The organism is Streptomyces katrae, from assembly GCF_000966975.1.
Classification (GTDB): domain Bacteria; phylum Actinomycetota; class Actinomycetes; order Streptomycetales; family Streptomycetaceae; genus Streptomyces; species Streptomyces katrae.
Map to the genome: position 1 here is coordinate 1 of NZ_JZWV01000452.1, position 909 is coordinate 909.

1 protein-coding gene is annotated in these 909 nt (G+C 76.8%); it reads left to right on the forward strand.

Going from position 1 to position 909, the window contains the following annotated elements; genetic code table 11:
• On the forward strand, nucleotides 1-909 hold a 909-nt coding region (locus VR44_RS17070; protein WP_045948369.1), incomplete at both ends, for an MFS transporter.

The following is a 909-nucleotide window of genomic DNA, read 5'->3' on the forward strand; positions in this document are numbered from 1 at the left end:
CCCCACCGCCGACCGCCGCCCCCGCCGCCGGCTACCGGGCCGTGTTCCGCGTGCCCGAGTTCCCGGCCGTCTTCGCCGCGCACCTGATGTCCGTCCTCGGTGTCGTCGTCGCCGAGATCTCCCTCACCGTCCTCGTCTACCGCGCCACCGGTTCGCCCCTGATGAGCGCGCTCACCTTCGCCCTCGGCTTCCTCCCCTACGCCCTCGGCGGCACCGTGCTCGCCGGGATCGCCGACCGGCACCCCGCCCGGCGGGTGCTCACCGCCTGCGACCTGGTGTGCGCCGCCTGCGCCGCGGCCATGGTGTGGCCCGGCACACCCGTCGCGGGGATCCTCGTCCTGCGCTGCGCCATGGCCTTCGTCGCGCCCCTCTTCCAGGGCGCCCGCAGTGCCTCCCTCGCCGACATCCTCGGCTCCGGCGAGGCCTTCGTCCTCGGCCGCTCGCTGCTGCGGATGGTCGCGCAGAGCGCCCAGCTCACCGGCTTCGGCCTCGGCGGCCTGCTGCTGACCGTCCTCGCCCCGCGCGGGGCGATCGCCCTGACCGCCGCCGGCTTCCTGGCCTCCGCCCTGCTGCTGCGCCTGGGCACCCGCCCCCGGCCCGCCCGCGCCGGGGCCGTACGGCACTCCGCGCTCGGCGGGCTGCGCGCCGTGTTCGGGAACCGCCGGCTGCGCGCGCTGACCCTGCTGTGCTGGATCCCGTCCGCCTTCTCCGTCGTCCCGGAGGCCCTGCTCACCCCGTACGCGGACGGCATCGGCGCCGGGACCGTCACCCTGGGGATCCTGATGTGCGCCCTTCCCGTGGGCACCATCGCGGGGGAACTCTGGGCCGGCTCCGCCCTCACCCCCCGGACGCGGGCGCGGATCACCGCCCCGCTGGCGGCGGTCTGCCTGCTGCCCCTCCTCCTGTACG